The sequence below is a fragment of the Cellulomonas sp. P1_G12_2 genome (assembly GCF_056405535.1).
This window is the reverse complement of record NZ_JBFUBX010000003.1, coordinates 20,682-34,969: the sequence shown is the minus strand read 5'-3', so window position 1 is coordinate 34,969 and position 14,288 is coordinate 20,682. Positions and strand designations below refer to the sequence as shown.

Sequence of the window (14,288 nt, the reverse complement as noted above, 5' to 3'; positions counted from 1 at the left end):
GCCGCGACTCAGGGCTTGTTCGCTCTCTGCGCGGATCCGTAGCCGTCGAACTCGCCGGTGGGCGGTCGAGGCGACTCGGGTGAGAGCTCAGCCGACCCGGTGCAGCCAGCGGACCGGAGCACCCGCACCGGCGTAGCGGAACGGCTCGAGCTCGTCGTCCCAGGCCTGCCCGAGGGCCAGGTCCAGCTCCGTGCGCAGGCGCACGGGGTCGGCGCTGTGCTCCAGGGCGGCCCGGATGCGGTCCTCCGGCACGACGATGTTGCCGTGCACGTCGGTCGCGGCGTGGAAGATGCCGAGCTCGGGCGTGTGGCTCCACCGGGAGCCGTCGACGCCGTGGCTGGCCTCTTCGGTGATCTCGTAGCGCAGGTGCGCCCAGCCGCGCAGAGCGGACGCCAGACGCGCGCCGGTGCCCTGCGGCCCCTGCCACGAGTGCTCCGCACGGTAGAAGCCCGGTCCGGCCGGCTGCGCGGTCCAGTCGAACGTGGTGCGCGAGCCCAGGAGGTTGCCTGCGGCCCACTCCACGTGGGGGCACAGCGCACGCGGCGCAGAGTGCACGAAAAGTACACCGCGGGTGATCGCACCTGCCATGTCGTCCTCCTGAACGGGCTCGAGGTTCGCCTTCCCCAACGACCTCAGTCACGTTCACAGGACACGCATGACATACAAGAAGCACTCGCGGCGTGCTGGGGACAGCATGCCGGAGGAACGGGGCGAGCGCCAGCGACTAGAGCGTGTCGCGGATGGCGCGCATGGCCTTCTTGCGGACGGATCGCTCCAGACGGTCCAGGTAGAGCATCCCGTCGAGGTGGTCCACCTCGTGCTGCAGGCAGCGGGCCATGAGCTCGACGCCCTCGACGACGACCTCCTTGCCGTCCAGGTCGGTGCCCACCACCCGCGCGTACCAGGACCGGTGCGTCGGGTACCAGAGGCCGGGGACCGACAGGCAGCCCTCGTCGCCGTCCTGGTACTCGTCCTCGGACAGCTCGACGATGACCGGGTTGAGCACGTAGCCCACCTCGTCGTCGATGTTCCAGGAGAACGCCCGCAGGCTGACGCCGATCTGGTTCGCGGCCAGCCCGGCGCGACCCTCGGTGTCCACGGTCTCGATCAGGTCCTCGACGAGGCCGCGCACGCGGTCGTCGATGGTCGTGATCGGGTCGCAGGGGGTGCGCAGGACGGGGTCTCCGACAGTCCGGATCTCTCGCATCGCCATGGGCCGATCCTCGCACGACCAGCGGACGCACGAGGCGGACCAACGCCCTGGTGGTCGCGCCGGACGCCGCATGTGAGCAGGACGACACCCCTGCCGCCTCGCTGCTTCTCCCCACCGGATCTATTCTTTGTACTGACCGGTCAGTCAAAAGGAGTTCTCCCGTGCCCAGTGCGCCCCCGATCGCCCCCCTCGCCCAGCCGTCTGCGGTGACGGCGCGCTCGCTGCAGCTCCGCGGCGATCGCGGCACGGTCTACGGCCCGGTCGACCTCGACGTCGTTCCGGGGGCTCTCACGCTGGTCCAGGGGCCCCAGGGCGCCGGCCGCACGAGCCTCCTTCTCACGCTCGCCGGCCGCATGGTGCCCGATGCGTCGTCCGAGGTCGTCGTGCTGGGCCACCGCATCCCCGCCCAGCGGTCCCTCGTGCAGCGGGAGGTCGCGCTCGCGGGGTTCGCCGGCATCGACGAGCTCGACGACTCCGTGACGGTCGGCTCGCACGTGCGGGAGCGCCTGGCGTGGCTGGCGCCCTGGTACCGCCGCTCGCGCCGCGCCGACCAGCAGGTCGTCGACCGTGCGCTCGCCCCGGTCTTCGGTGACCTGCAGGTCCCGGACGCGCAGACGGTCGTCTGGCACCTCGACGAGGTGGAGTCGCTGCTGCTGCGCATCGGCCTGGCGATGGCGCAGCGCCCCGGGATGCTCGTCGTCGACGACGTGGACCAGGTGCACGACCCTGCACGTCGGCGCCTCGTCTGGTCCCGCCTCGAGGCCTTGGCCGCGTCGGGCACCACCGTCATCGCGTCCTGCGCCGACCCCGACGAGGCCACCGGCACCGCCTGGACCGTCCTGCCCGTCCACACCCCCACCGACTGAAGGTTCGCCATGCTCTCCCTCACCTCCGGCACCGAGCTGCAGCGCTTCCGCCGCGGACGCCTCCCCCGCCTGGCGGTCGCCGCCATGCTGCTGGTCCCGCTGCTCTACGGCGCGCTGTACCTGTGGGCGTTCTGGAACCCGAGCGGGCACCTGGACGCGATGCCGGTCGCCCTGGTGAACGCCGATGCGGGAGCCGACCGGGACGGCACCCGCCTCACCGCCGGCCAGGACCTGACCGACACCCTGACCGACGGGGCCGCGCTCGACTGGGTCGTCACGGACGCCGCCGATGCCGCCGCCGGTGTGCGCGACGGGGACTACTACTTCGCCGTCACCATCCCCGCGGACTTCTCGGCGGACCTGGCCTCCGCCGGCGAGGACGAGCCGACGGCGGCACAGATCGACGTCACCTACAACGACGCCAACTCGTTCATCGGGACCACCCTCGGGCGCACCGCGATGGACCACGTCCGCGACGCGGTCGCCGCCACCGCGGGCGAGGAGGCGGTGGACCAGGTGCTGGTCGGCCTCGGCTCCGCGCGTGACGGGATGCTGCAGGCCGCGCACGGCGCGGTCTCCCTGAGCGACGCGTCCGAGCAGGTGGGCGCCGGTGCCCAGCAGGTGGCCGACGGGGCGACCGACGCCCACGACGGCGCGGTGCAGCTCGCGTCCGGCGCCGCCGCGCTGGACACCGGGACGGCGCAGGTGTCCGCCGGGGCCTCGCAGCTCGCTGCCGGAGCCTCGCGGCTCGCCGACGGCGCCGGCTCGGCCGCCGCCTCGAGCACGTCGCTCGCGGTCGGCACGCGGCAGCTCGCCGACGGCGTGCACACCGCCGTGCAGCAGGTCGACGCCCTCGCCGGGCAGCTGCCCGCCCTGACCGGCGGCCTCGCCCAGGTCACCGCCTACCTGTCGGCCCGGGCGTCCGCCGGCGACACCGACGCGGCCGCCCTCCTGACCGGGCTGGCCGGCAGCGACCTCCCCTCCGCGAGCGACGTCGCGACGATGACGGACCAGCTCGACGCGCTCGACGACGGCGCTGAGCGGGCGGCCACCGGAGCCCAGGCGCTCAGCACCGGGCTGGGCACGCTCGCGGACTCCTCGAGCACCCTGGCCGGCGGCGCCTCGACGCTCGCGCACGGCGCGCAGCAGACGGCCGACGGAGCGGACGCCCTCGTCGCGGGCACCGGCAGCCTCGCCGCCGGGACCGCCACGCTCGCCGACGGCGCCGCCCAGGTGGCCGACGGCACCGGGCAGCTGGGCGGGGGCGCCCAGGAGCTGGCGGACGGGCTGACCGACGGCGCGACGCAGATCCCCGACGACAGCGACGCGCAGCGCACCGCCCGCGCGGACGCCCTGGCCACACCGGTCGCGATCGAGGACGAGGACGTCGCGCCCGCCGCGAGCCTCGGCGAGGGGTTCGCTCCCCTGTTCATCCCGCTGGCTCTCTTCGTCGGCGGCCTGATCACCTGGCTGCTCCTGCGGCCGCTGCCCACGCGGGCTCTCGCGACGCCCGCGTCCGGGTGGCGCGTCGCGCTCGCCGGCTACCTGCCCTCGCTCGTCATCGGCGCGGGCCAGGTGCTCCTGCTGCTGGGCGTCGTCGGGCTCGGGCTCGGGCTGAGCGTGGGGCACCCGGTGGGCACCATCGCGTTCCTCCTGCTCGTCGCCGCGACGTTCCTGGCCGTCCAGCAGATGCTGCTCGCCGTGCTCGGCTCGGCCGCAGGCAAGGTGGCCACGATCGCGCTGCTCATGCTGCAGATCACGTCGGCGAGCGGCACGTACCCCGTGGAGACGACCCCTGCGTTCTTCCAGGCGATCCACCCGCTCCTGCCCATGACGTACGCGGTCGAGGGCCTTCGGGACCTGATCACCGGCACGCCCGACGCCCGGCTCTGGCGAGCCGTGGCCTACCTGGTGGGCCTGACGGTCGCGTCGCTGGCGGTGACGGCGTGGAAGGCCGGACGCCTGCGGACCTGGACCGTCGCTCGCCTCCACCCCACCCTGAGCATCTGAGAGGCTGACGGCCATGCGCACGACGACCACCCGCGAGCACATCGTCGAGGCGGCGCTCGCACTCGTCGCCGACCGCGGGTTCACCGCCACGTCGGTCGACGACATCGCGTCCGCGGCCGGCGTCGCCAAGGGGAGCGTGTTCTACAACTTCGGCTCGAAGTCGGCCCTGTTCGAGGCGATCATCACGGAGGGCGTGGGCCGGCTGACCGTCGCCCTGCGGGGCGCGACCGTCGATCTGCACGGGCGGGACGCGCTCGCCGCCCTGGTCACCGAGCTGCTGGGCCAGATCCGCAGCCACCCGGACTTCGCCAAGCTCATGGTGGCCGAGACGTTCCGCACCGGACGCAGCTGGCAGGACTCGATCCGGCTGGTGCGCGAGGAGGCGATGGGGGCGTTCGCCACGGTCGTCGCGGACACCTGGCCGGACCGGGACGCCTCCCTGACCGCAGCGGCCCTGTTCGGCGCGACGCTGCTGGCGGGGCTCGAGTGGCTCGTGTTCCAGCCGGAGCGCACGCTGGACGACGTCCGGGCCGCGGTCCTCGCTACGGTGCACTGAGCGTTCCCCGCCCGACACCCGACGTGGAGGCCCTGCGATGCCGACCGAGGCAGCACCGAACGGCGTCCACTCCGAGGTCGGGCGCCTGCGCAAGGTCCTGGTCTGCGAGCCCGGCCTCGCCCACCGGCGCCTGACCCCCACCAACGCGGCCGACCTGCTCTTCGACGACGTGCTCTGGGTCGAGAACGCGATCACCGACCACCGCGCGTTCGTCGCGCAGCTGCGGGCGCGCGACGTCGAGGTGCTCGAGCTGCACCAGGTTCTCGCCCAGACGATGGCCGTCCCCGGCGCCCGCGACTGGCTGCTCGACCGCAAGATCGTGCCGGACGACGTCGGGCTCGAGCTGGTGGACGACGCCCGTGAGTTCCTCGAGCGCCTCGAGCCTGCACGCCTCGCCGAGTTCCTCATCGGCGGCCTCGCCACCGTCGACATCACCGGCGGGTTCGACGACGACCACTTCGCGCTCGCGGAGTCCTCCCCGGACGCGCGCGAGTACGTCATGCCGCCGCTGCCGAACACCCTCTACACGCGCGACACCACGTGCTGGCTGTACGGCGGCGTCACGCTCAACCCGCTCTACTTCCCCGCGCGGCACGACGAGACGCTGCTCATGAAGGCGGTCTACCTGTTCCACCCGGACTTCGCGGGCTCCACGGTCTGGTGGGGCGACCCCGAACGCCACTGGGGACGCTCCACGATCGAGGGCGGGGACGTCATGCCGGTCGGCAACGGCACCGTGCTGGTCGGCATGAGCGAACGGACGTCGCGCCAGGGCATCACGCAGCTCGCCAGCGCGCTGTTCGCCCAGGGTGCTGCCGAGCGCGTCGTCGTCGCCGGGATGCCCAAGCTGCGCTCGGCGATGCACCTGGACACGGTCTTCACGTTCGCCGACCGGGACGTCGTGACGCTCTACCCGAGGATCGTCGACGCGATCCACCCGTTCACCCTGCGCCCGGGCGACGGCGGCGGTGTGCACATCGCGGACGAGGGCAGCGCACCGTTCGTCGACGTCGTCGCCGGGGCACTGGGGCTGCCGGGCTTGCGGGTGATCGAGACCGGCGGCGACGCCTACGCGTCCGAGCGCCAGCAGTGGGACAGCGGCAACAACGCGGTCGCCGTAGAGCCGGGGGTCGTGTTCACCTACGACCGCAACACGACGACCAACGCCCTGCTGCGGGCGGCGGGCGTCGAGGTGATCGAGATCCGCGGCGCCGAGCTGGGCCGCGGTCGCGGCGGTGGGCACTGCATGACCTGCCCGATCGTCCGGGACCCGCTCCCCGAGACATGAGAAGAGCCCCTCCCGTCGTCGGGAGGGGCTCTCTCGTCTAGCTGAAGCTCGGGATCACTCCGCCGCGCGCTGCGTGGGGACGCCCGTGAGGAGCGAACGCACCTCGGACTCGTGGAAGCGGCGGTGGCCGCCCAGGGTACGGACGGCCGAGAGCTTGCCGGCCTGGGCCCAGCGCGTGACCGTCTTCGGGTCGACGCGGAAGAGCACGGCGACCTCGCCCGGCGTGAGCAGAGCGCCCTGCGAGAGGGGGGCGTCGGTGGTGACAGCCATGATGGTTCTCCTGTCGTTCGGTAGCTCGGCTGGCCCAGTGGGCCCCGTGGCTTTGCGTCCCCGCCTTGCAGCGGGTTTGCCGTTGTCGCTGACAAAGGGAACTATGCCCGAAACTGGACGCCTGTGCAACAACCTCGACCGCACGTTTCGCGCGCAAACGGGTGATTTAGATCCGGCCATACCGGGCGCGTACGAACGAGTACGCGCCGAAGGCGATGAACCCGAGCGCGACGATGACCAGCATCACGACGCCGGCGGGCTGGTCACGCAATGTGTGGAGCGCCCCGTCGAGGCCCGTGGCCTTGGACGGGTCGGCCTGCGCGGCCGCGGTGATGAAGAGCACACCGACGATCGCGAGCGCGACACCCTTGGCCACGTAGCCGATCACACCGAGACGACGGACGACCGGGCCGGCCGTCCCGGACGGCAGTCGCTGCAGGTCCTCGAGGAACTTCTTCTTCCACCCCTTGTAGACGTGGTACGCGCCCACGGCGACGATCGCGATCCCGAGCGCTGCGACCAGCAGACGGCCGCCGGGCGCCTCCATGAGCCTCGCGGTCATGTCCGCGGTCTGCGCGGAGCTGGACGACCCGCCCCCGCGAGCGAAGCTGAGCGCGGTGAGGGCCAGCCCGGCGTAGACGACCGCGCGCCCTGCCGCCTTGGCGCGCTCCCCCGCGCCGCCGCCCGCACCGGCACCGGACGGTGAGGAGCCGAGGATCGCCTTGGCCGCCTGCCACGCACCGAGCGCGACGAAGGCCACCACGGAGAACCACAGGACCGTGGCGCCGAACGGTGTGCTCGCGATCGTGCTGAGCGCCCCCGACTGGTCCGCCTGCTGAGCGGGGCTGCCGAACGCCACCCGCAGCGCCAGCACCCCGATCAGGATGTGCAGGACCCCACTGACCGCGTAGCCCGCGCGCGCCGCGAGCTCCCATCCGCGCTGCGCGTTCGCCGTACTGCTCGTCGCCACCACTGCATCTCCCTCGGCCGGGCCCCTGTCGGGCCGATCGTGGCAGGAGGTGCGCACTCCGGCGACCGGAGAGCTCGGGCGAAGGGTGGGGCAGGTGGGGCTTGAACCCACGACCCACGGATTATGAGTCCGCTGCTCTGACCGGCTGAGCTACTGCCCCGAGGCACCGCACACCCTACCGAGGGTTCACTCCGGGGCGTTGTCCGCCTCCCCGCCCAGCAGGTACGGCGTGTCGACGCCCTCGTACGCCAGGTGCGCGACGAGACCTTGCTGGGCGTGCGGCAGGTTGTGGCAGTGGTCCATCCAGATGCCGGGGTTGTCCGCGACGAACGCCACCTCGTAGGACTCCCCCGCGGCCAGCTCGAGCGAGTCGGTCCACCACGGGCTGCCCGTCGACGGCGCTCCGTCGCGCGACAGGACGAGCAGGTGGTGGCCGTGCAGGTGCATCGGGTGTGCCTGACCGCTGGAGTTGCGCAGCGACATCTGCACCACGTCGCCCTCGCTGACGACGAACATCGGCACGTCCGGGTAGGTGTGCCCGTTGATCGTCCACTGCAGCCCCGGCCGGCCGGCCACGAACCCGGGCCGACGACCGATCGCGTAGTCGAACCGGCGGTCGGCGGCGCGCGGGTCGAAGTCGACGTCGGTCGGTGTGCCGTAGGTCAGCAGGTCGAGCGTGGTGCGCGGGTCGTCGCCGTCGGGCGCGTCGTCGCCAGGTCCGACGAGCACCGACTGCGAACCCAGCCGGACCCGGACGGCAGCACCGTCGTCCGGGACGGTCACCTCGAGGTCGGCGCGTCCTCCGCCACCGACCACGACGACCTGGTCGGTGACGGCCCCGGGGCCGTGCAGGTCACGCCCGTCCAGCGCGAGCAACCGGTACGCCGCCCCCGGCACCCAGGCGCGGAGCACCCCCGACCCCGTGTTCACGACGCGGACCCGCACACGCTCACCGGGGTCGGCCGGGACGCGCAGGTTCTCCGCCGAGCCGTTGATCGTCGGGACCGCTCCGTAGGTGTGGACGGCCGCGACGGCGTCGAGAGTGCCGTCCGACGCCGCAGCGTGGACGACGAGAGCGCCGAACAGACCACCGCGCACCTGCGCGTGGGAGACCTGGTGGGAGTGGTACCAGTACGTGCCGGCGTCCTCGACGACGAACCGGTAGACGTGCGAGCCGCCCTCGGGCACGGCGTCCTGCGTGACCCCTGCGACACCGTCCTCGGCGTTGGGCATGTCGACGCCGTGCCAGTGCAGCGTGGTGCCGTCCGGCACCGAGCGGTTGACCAGGGTCACCTCGACCAGGTCGCCCACCTCGGCCTCGATCGTGGGGCCGGGCGACGTCCCGTTGAGCGTGAAGCCGCGCAGGGTCCGGCCACCGACCTCGATCGGGCCGGCGTCGGCCGTGAGGGTGAGCGCGACGTCGGGGACGCCGCCGGACGGACCGGTGAGCGTCTCGACGCTGACGCCCGGGCCGGCCGGCGGGGTGTGGGCATGCCCGGGGGTGGCCCCAGGGGCACCCCCCGTGTCCGGGTAGCCCATGTCCATCACCGACGCGTTCGCCGGCACCAGGCTGGTCCACCAGAACCAGGCGAGCGGCCCGAGGACGAGCACGGAGGCGACGACCGCGGCGACGACCCGCCGTCGTCGGCCCAGCGCCTCCCGCTCGGTCACCGGGTCAGGCGACGGCCGTGGCCGGCGCCGACGAGCCCGTCGTGGACGTGTCCCGCGGCACTCGCTGGGCGGCCGTGATGCTCACGCCGAGCAGCGCGAGCGCGTTCGCCCCGTGCAGGGCGCCGACCACGGGCGAACCGAAGGCCACGAACGCGAGGACGATCTGCAGCACGAGCAGGCCCAGGATGATCAGGGCGTACCGCACGGCGCCGGGGAACTTGGCGAAGAACGACACGATGAGCAGCGCGATCACGAGCAGCGGGATCACCATGGTGCCTACCATCCCGTGCAGCGCGTGCCCGACGTTGCCCTCCCACTCCGAGTCGATGACGGCTCCGCCGTCGAGGTCGTTGAGGGTGGCGAACCAGGCGTAGGCGATGGCGCCTGCCTGCACGAACACCCCCGTGGCCACCAGGTAGGCGAGCACCCGATACGCAGTCTTCATGTCATCCCCTCGATCCCGTCGCGCTCCCAGGACGCGGTCGGGAACGGCCGCGCCACCTTCCAAGATCCTCGTGGGCACAATCTGATACTTCGTCCCGATTTCTCATCGTTCTCGCCGACGCGGTCAGGAGCAACCACGCGGGTACCGTGAGGTCGTGGCCCTGTTCTCCCGACGCCGGATCCCCGCTGCCGACCGCAGCCGCCTCGACCTGCACGCGGGCGACGCCGTGCTGGTGAGCACCGAGCTGGCCGACGGCCGGTGGGCGGTGGCCACCCGCCGCGCCCTGCACCTCCTGGCACCCGACGGCCCGGTCGTCCGGCGCCCCTGGTCGGACGTCGACCACGGCTCCCTGGACGCCGCGACCCGCACCATGACGCTGCGCTGGGTGTCGGGCGAGTCGGAGCAGCTGACCTTCGCCGAGGTGCCCGGGTCGTACGCGTTCTCCCAGACGTTCCGCGAGCGGGTGCAGCAGTCCGTGGTGCATGCGGCGTCCGTCACACTGCCCGGCGACCACCGCGTCCGCGTCGTCCTGCGCCGCGACGAGGACGGCGGACTGTTCACGCAGGTCCTCGGCGATGCGGCCGTCGACCTGTCGGATCCCGCGGTGGCGGCGATCCTCGACGCCGCGGAGGACGAGGTCCGCGACGCCGTCGGGCTCCCCCGCTGACGCGTCCGGGGCACCCCGCAGCGGCTGCTAGAGTTTCTTCCCGCACGATCCCTCGTAGCTCAATTGGCAGAGCATCCGACTGTTAATCGGACGGTTACTGGTTCGAGTCCAGTCGAGGGAGCCAGCAGACAGGCCTCCGATCAACGGAAACGTTGGCGGGGGCCTTTCTCGTACCTGCGCCGCGCGGTCCGCGTGCACGAGCAGGCGAGCGCCGGCCCGACAGCGCCGCGGCACGACGGGACTTCGGGCCCTACGGCGAGACCACGGTGACGTCTGAGGGTGGTGGATGAGCCGTCCGGAGAGGCGCGGACGGCGCAGCTGCTCCTCATCCGAGCGCGACGACGCCGACCGACCAGGGTCGCCGGCAGAGGGGGCGACGGTGTCCACCACCCCGGCCACATCTCCTGATGTTGCGGAGACCGGCCGAAGCGCCGGTCTGACGATCGTCGCGTGGGCAGTCGTGGCCGCCTTCGGGCTGCCCGAGATCGCCTGGGCCGTGCTGACCGGGACAGTCCCCCCGTGGTGGTCCGCCTGGAAGCTCGTCGGGCTCGTGGCCCTGACGGTCGTCGCCGCCACCGTCGCCCGGCTGCGTCCGCTGCGCGACTTCGTCGCCGTGCTCGCCGCCTTCGTCGCGCTCCAGTCGCTGCTCCCCCGGATCGAACGCACGGTGGCCGGGCTCGACGGTCTGCTGGGTGGTTCCGTGCTCGACGAGCGCATGCGGTCGGAGCAGCTCAGCAAGCTGGTGGTCACCGCCGCGATGGTCGGGGTGCTCCTCGCTCTGGGCTACCGACGCCGGGAGTTCTTCCTCGCCCGCGGCGACCTGCGCGCGCCGCTGCGGCCCGTCCCTGCGTTCGGCTTCCCCCGCCCGGTCTCCTGGTCGCGGTTCGCGCTGCAGTGGAGCGTGTACATCGCCGTGGTCGTCGCCCTCGCGCAGTGGTTCGTGCTCCGACCCGACGGCGACACGATGCTCGCCGTCCTGCCGATGGCACCGTCGATCCTTGCCTACGCAGCGTTGAACGCCTTCAACGAGGAGATGACCTACCGGGCACCCGTGCTGGCGACCCTCGCACCCGCGGTCGGCGGCGGCGGCGCGCTCTGGCAGTCAGCCGTGCTGTTCGGGATGGCGCACTACTTCGGCACCCCCGGCGGACTCCTGGGCGCCACGCTCACCGTCTTCCTCGGATGGATCCTGGCCAAGGCGATGCTCGAGACGCGCGGACTGTTCTGGGCGTGGTGGATCCACTTCCTCTCGGACGTCGCGATCTTCACGTTCCTGACCGCGGCGCTCGTCTGACCGCGAGGAGCTCGGCCCGTAGCCGGCTGACGACCTGCCCGATCACGACATCGGCGCTCCTCGTCACGCGTCCGGGGTCGCGATCCGGGTCGGAGGACCCAGGGCGGCACGAGACCGAGGGGCGAGGATGCCCCCATGGCCCAGTCGACGGTGTCAGTGCCGAATCGCACGTCCGTGCTGCACGTCTCCGGCACGCCACGCGAGGTGCACCTGCCCCCGGAACGGGTCGAGCGGACGCTGACGCTCCTGCGCGAGGGCACCAACGTCAACCTCGTGGGCATGCGCTCCTCGGGCCGGTCGGCCCTGGTCCGCGAGGTCGCCGAGCGGTTGACGCTCGAAGGCACGATGGTCACCGAGGTGCGAGGGCTGCGGTCGTTGCGGGATCGTCCGCTCAGCGCCCTCGCCGCGGCAGGGATCCACATCTCCCCGGTCGCCGGACAGCTGCCTGCGCTGTCATCGGCCATCGCGTCGATGGAGGACCTGCTCGACGCGCCCCGGTCCGTCCTGGTCATCGACGACGCCGACGACCTCGACCCCGCGAGCGCCGGGGCGATCGTGGCCCTGCTGTCGCACCGCCCCACACCCGTGCTGATGACGAGCCGACCCGGCGGTCGCCGGCAGACCGACACCAGCGCGCTGACGGCGGGGCTGCGTCCGGGGGTGCGCGTCACGCTCGACCCGCTGACCTTCGAGCAGGTGCACACGCTCGTGCACCAGCTGCTGCCCGGCGGGGTCGAGCCGACGACGGTCGCGCGGATCGCCGCGGTGTCGGGCGGGCTGCCGGGTCTGGTGGAGGCGGTCGTGGAGAACGGCCGCCGGGACAACCGCCTGGTGTTCCGCGACGGGCTCTGGATCGCTCGCGGCGACCTGTGGACGACGCCGCTGTCCCAGGCGGTCGAACCGTTGCTGACCGACGTGGACGACGCGTGCGTCGACGCGCTCACCCTGCTCGCGTTCGCCGGCACCGTGCCGCTGCGGGCCGCGCGCCAGCTGGTCGAGCCCGAGACGATCGCGGCGCTCGACGACCGGGGACTGCTCCAGGTGCTGCCCAACCGCGGTGCACCGATCGTGGGCGTCTTCCCACCGCTCCTCGGGGACTACCTCACGCACGAGGGCTCGACCCTGCGCAACGTCGTGACCCGGGAGCGGCTGGCCGAGGCGGACCTCGAGGCTGCGACGTCGATCGGCGAGCACGCCGGGGACGGCGGAGCTGCGGTCCTGGTGCAGATGCTCGCGCAGCACTCGTCGGCGGACGTCGCCGCCCGGCGACGGGAGTGGCGCTCGGACCCCGACGCCACCCACGGCGCGGCGCTGGTCGCTGCGATGCTCGTGGCCGGTGCCCGCCCGCACGAGGTGGCCGCCGTGCTGCGCGAGACGCGGGTCGACGGAGCGGATCACCGAGGGCGCGCCGAGCTGGCCGCCTGGGCCGCCTTCTACTGCGCGTCGACCGGCGGCACGCGCGACGCGGCTCTCGGCGAGCTCGAGGCGGCCCGCTCCGCAGGGTGCACCGCCGACGGCATCCTGCGGGCCGCAGCGTCTCGGGTGGAGCTCCTGGTCGGGGACGTGCCGTCCGCGCGTGCGGCCCTGCTGCCGCTCGCCGACGACGACGTGGACATCCGCGAACGGCTGCTCCTCGCCGCGGCCGAGGTCGAGATCGCGGCCGGTCTGCCGGCGGCGGCGCTCGAGCTGCTCGACGGGATCGAGGAAGCGGCTGGCCGTCGCGCGGAGAGTGTCGCGGTCATCGCCGGGATGGTCCGGCTCCTGTCCTGCGACGTCGACGCCGCCGTGCGCGACGCCCTCGCCGGGGTGGAACGGGGCCGAGCCGACCTGGCACCGACCGTCGTGCTCCCGCACGCCTACGTCGCCGCGTACGGGCTGGCGCTGCAGGGCCGCGCGGTGGAGCTCAGCGCGCTCGTGTCGTCGGTGCTGGCGCTCGGCTCGGTCCCGGCGCACCTGACGCACATCCAGGCCGCCCTGCTCACGTTCGCGGCGTCAGGCGCCCACTGGCAGAGCCGGGGCGCGTACGCCCGCTCGATCGTCACGCAGGCGACGGCCCTGCGGGGGGTGCGCGGGCCGCACCCGTGGATGGTTTCCGACGTGGTCGGCGCGGTGGTCGCGGAGGGACCCGACGCCGACGCCGCGGACGTGCTCTGGGACCTGGTGCAGGAGCGACTCCTCCACGGGTTCATCCCGGCCGCCGTGGCTGCCGGGGTCGCGTCGCTCGAGCACGACCCCTGTCCCGAGCGTGCGGCGGTGCTCGTCCAGGCGGCAGCCGCGACCGATTCCTCGCTGCTGTCCCGGCTCGCGCAGTACGGCGCCGCGCTGGCGACGAGGGACATCGACGAGCTGGGCCGGCAGCAGGTCGTCCTGCACGACGCAGGGTTGCGTCAGCCCGCGGTCCGCACCGCCGTCGCACGGTCGATCGAGCTCATCGCCCGCGGCGACACCGCGCTCGCGATCGTGCACGCCGACGCCGCGTGGAGCCAGGCGGGCCTCCGCGGACGCGACCTGTGCGGTCTGTTCGCCCCGCTGGACCAGGCGGTGAACCTCACCACGCGCGAGCGTGAGGTCGCGGTGGCGGTCGCCCGCGGCTACACCACGCCGGAGATCGCAGCCCGGATGGTGCTGAGCGTGCGGACGGTCGAGAACCACATCTTCTCCGCCTGCCACAAGGTCCACGTCGACAACCGGGAGGACCTGGCCCGCGCCGCACGCACGTGGCTCACCTGCGTGCGGCGCTGACCGGCCGGGCCGCCCGGCCGGTCAGCCCTCGCGGAACTGCACGCCCATGCCGCCGCGGGGGTAGTGCCAGGTGAGCGCGCCGGGGGGCGCCACCGCCGCGCACGCCCCGCACTCGCAGCACGCCGCGTACTCGACGGACACGGTGCCGTCGGCCTCCCGCGCGTAGACCCGCGCAGGGCAGACGGCGACGAGGCGGTCCGCGCACCCGGTGCGGCGCACCTGCTCTTGGTCCACCTGGATGTGGCTCTCCTGCTCGTCGGTCTCGAACCGGTTCCCGGCCAGTCGGTCGGACACGT

At 73.1% G+C, this 14,288-nt stretch carries 14 protein-coding genes, 2 tRNA genes and 1 riboswitch; of the genes, 8 read left to right on the top strand and 8 right to left on the bottom strand.

Features of this window, described 5'->3' with window-relative positions; translation table 11 throughout:
- Nucleotides 1-87 precede the first annotated feature (87 nt).
- Nucleotides 88-588, bottom strand: coding sequence for a DUF3145 domain-containing protein (locus tag AC1DXT_RS12635; RefSeq protein ID WP_175346079.1), 501 nt, complete (start codon nucleotides 586-588; stop codon nucleotides 88-90).
- A gap of 136 nt (nucleotides 589-724) precedes the next feature.
- A complete protein-coding gene (def, locus tag AC1DXT_RS12630) occupies nucleotides 725-1,213 on the bottom strand; it encodes a peptide deformylase (protein WP_477061670.1) in 489 nt (162 codons plus the stop codon).
- A gap of 161 nt (nucleotides 1,214-1,374) precedes the next feature.
- Between def and AC1DXT_RS12625 the strand changes: the two genes are divergently transcribed.
- Genes AC1DXT_RS12625 through AC1DXT_RS12610 form a run of 4 tightly spaced genes read left to right on the top strand, consistent with a single transcriptional unit; the run spans nucleotide 1,375 to nucleotide 5,933 of the window.
- Nucleotides 1,375-2,079: an ATP-binding cassette domain-containing protein gene (locus AC1DXT_RS12625; protein ID WP_477061669.1), complete on the top strand. Its 705-nt coding sequence runs from the start codon at nucleotides 1,375-1,377 to the stop codon at nucleotides 2,077-2,079.
- 9 nt (nucleotides 2,080-2,088) lie between these two features.
- Complete coding sequence (locus tag AC1DXT_RS12620) at nucleotides 2,089-4,089, top strand: YhgE/Pip family protein (protein WP_477061668.1); 2,001 nt, start codon at nucleotides 2,089-2,091, stop codon at nucleotides 4,087-4,089.
- Nucleotides 4,090-4,102: 13 nt separating this feature from the next.
- Nucleotides 4,103-4,645 (top strand): TetR/AcrR family transcriptional regulator, encoded by a 543-nt coding sequence (locus AC1DXT_RS12615; RefSeq protein ID WP_477061667.1) that lies wholly within the window; start codon nucleotides 4,103-4,105, stop codon nucleotides 4,643-4,645.
- 37 nt (nucleotides 4,646-4,682) lie between these two features.
- Complete coding sequence (locus AC1DXT_RS12610; protein WP_477061666.1) at nucleotides 4,683-5,933, top strand: arginine deiminase; 1,251 nt, start codon at nucleotides 4,683-4,685, stop codon at nucleotides 5,931-5,933.
- 54 nt (nucleotides 5,934-5,987) lie between these two features.
- Here AC1DXT_RS12610 and AC1DXT_RS12605 read toward each other — a convergent pair whose 3' ends face one another.
- The 5 genes from AC1DXT_RS12605 to AC1DXT_RS12585 form a co-directional block, all read right to left on the bottom strand.
- Entirely contained in the window at nucleotides 5,988-6,203 is a 216-nt protein-coding gene (locus tag AC1DXT_RS12605) for a BldC family transcriptional regulator (protein ID WP_056090365.1), read from the bottom strand.
- Nucleotides 6,204-6,219: 16 nt separating this feature from the next.
- Nucleotides 6,220-6,294, bottom strand: a riboswitch (cyclic di-GMP riboswitch).
- 75 nt (nucleotides 6,295-6,369) lie between these two features.
- On the bottom strand, nucleotides 6,370-7,173 hold the full coding sequence (locus AC1DXT_RS12600) for a DUF1206 domain-containing protein (RefSeq protein WP_477061665.1): 804 nt from the start codon (nucleotides 7,171-7,173) through the stop codon (nucleotides 6,370-6,372).
- Between the two features lie 86 nt (nucleotides 7,174-7,259).
- A tRNA-Ile gene (locus AC1DXT_RS12595) sits at nucleotides 7,260-7,333 on the bottom strand.
- Between the two features lie 26 nt (nucleotides 7,334-7,359).
- The gene (locus AC1DXT_RS12590; RefSeq protein ID WP_477061664.1) at nucleotides 7,360-8,844 is read right to left on the bottom strand and encodes a multicopper oxidase family protein; all 1,485 of its coding nucleotides are present in this window, start codon (nucleotides 8,842-8,844) and stop codon (nucleotides 7,360-7,362) included.
- 4 nt (nucleotides 8,845-8,848) lie between these two features.
- Complete coding sequence (locus AC1DXT_RS12585) at nucleotides 8,849-9,289, bottom strand: hypothetical protein (protein WP_477061663.1); 441 nt, start codon at nucleotides 9,287-9,289, stop codon at nucleotides 8,849-8,851.
- Between the two features lie 154 nt (nucleotides 9,290-9,443).
- Between AC1DXT_RS12585 and AC1DXT_RS12580 the strand changes: the two genes are divergently transcribed.
- From AC1DXT_RS12580 to AC1DXT_RS12565, 4 genes are all read left to right on the top strand, one after another.
- A complete protein-coding gene (locus AC1DXT_RS12580) occupies nucleotides 9,444-9,956 on the top strand; it encodes a hypothetical protein (protein ID WP_477061662.1) in 513 nt (170 codons plus the stop codon).
- A gap of 48 nt (nucleotides 9,957-10,004) precedes the next feature.
- A tRNA-Asn gene (locus AC1DXT_RS12575) sits at nucleotides 10,005-10,080 on the top strand.
- A gap of 336 nt (nucleotides 10,081-10,416) precedes the next feature.
- Nucleotides 10,417-11,250: a CPBP family intramembrane glutamic endopeptidase gene (locus AC1DXT_RS12570; protein WP_477061661.1), complete on the top strand. Its 834-nt coding sequence runs from the start codon at nucleotides 10,417-10,419 to the stop codon at nucleotides 11,248-11,250.
- A 135-nt stretch (nucleotides 11,251-11,385) separates the two neighbouring features.
- On the top strand, nucleotides 11,386-13,992 hold the full coding sequence (locus AC1DXT_RS12565; protein ID WP_477061660.1) for a helix-turn-helix transcriptional regulator: 2,607 nt from the start codon (nucleotides 11,386-11,388) through the stop codon (nucleotides 13,990-13,992).
- Nucleotides 13,993-14,013: 21 nt separating this feature from the next.
- Here the strand turns inward: AC1DXT_RS12565 and AC1DXT_RS12560 are convergent, their stop codons facing one another.
- A complete protein-coding gene (locus AC1DXT_RS12560; RefSeq protein WP_200938523.1) occupies nucleotides 14,014-14,286 on the bottom strand; it encodes a ferredoxin family protein in 273 nt (90 codons plus the stop codon).
- Nucleotides 14,287-14,288 lie beyond the last annotated feature (2 nt).

Bases quoted from the DNA above. Each gene is read 5' to 3' on its own strand.
- AC1DXT_RS12605 (WP_056090365.1), bottom strand. From the start codon at position 6,203: ATGGCTGTCACCACCGACGCCCCCCTCTCGCAGGGCGCTCTGCTCACG.
- AC1DXT_RS12565 (WP_477061660.1), top strand. From the start codon at position 11,386: ATGGCCCAGTCGACGGTGTCAGTGCCGAATCGCACGTCCGTGCTGCAC.
- AC1DXT_RS12610 (WP_477061666.1), top strand. From the start codon at position 4,683: ATGCCGACCGAGGCAGCACCGAACGGCGTCCACTCCGAGGTCGGGCGC.
- AC1DXT_RS12620 (WP_477061668.1), top strand. From the start codon at position 2,089: ATGCTCTCCCTCACCTCCGGCACCGAGCTGCAGCGCTTCCGCCGCGGA.
- AC1DXT_RS12615 (WP_477061667.1), top strand. From the start codon at position 4,103: ATGCGCACGACGACCACCCGCGAGCACATCGTCGAGGCGGCGCTCGCA.
- AC1DXT_RS12585 (WP_477061663.1), bottom strand. From the start codon at position 9,289: ATGAAGACTGCGTATCGGGTGCTCGCCTACCTGGTGGCCACGGGGGTG.
- def (WP_477061670.1), bottom strand. From the start codon at position 1,213: ATGGCGATGCGAGAGATCCGGACTGTCGGAGACCCCGTCCTGCGCACC.
- AC1DXT_RS12635 (WP_175346079.1), bottom strand. From the start codon at position 588: ATGGCAGGTGCGATCACCCGCGGTGTACTTTTCGTGCACTCTGCGCCG.